Annotated in this window: 1 pseudogene; it reads left to right on the forward strand. The window is 52.5% G+C overall.

Annotated elements, in window-relative coordinates:
• Nucleotides 1-278, forward strand: a pseudogene (locus DSM107010_RS38510) (hypothetical protein); the annotation flags it as partial.

Genomic DNA, 278 nt, shown 5'->3' on the forward strand with positions numbered 1-278 from the left:
GGAGATGCAGGAGACTTGACGATTAACACTCGTCAGTTGCTCGTTCGGGATGGGGCAGAGGGCAGTTCTACCACTTTTGGTGCAGGCAAAGGGGGAGATTTGACTGTCAATGCCACTGACTCTGTGCAACTGATTGGTGAATCTACCAATGGTCAGCTTCCCAGCGGTCTGAATACTCAAGCTCGCCGAAACTCAACCGGAGATGCAGGAGACTTGACGATTAACACTCGTCAGTTGCTCGTTCGGGATGGGGCAGAGGGCAGTTCTACCACTTTTGG

It is taken from the genome of Chroococcidiopsis cubana SAG 39.79 (assembly GCF_003991895.1).
GTDB classification, from domain to species: Bacteria; Cyanobacteriota; Cyanobacteriia; order Cyanobacteriales; family Chroococcidiopsidaceae; genus Chroococcidiopsis; species Chroococcidiopsis thermalis.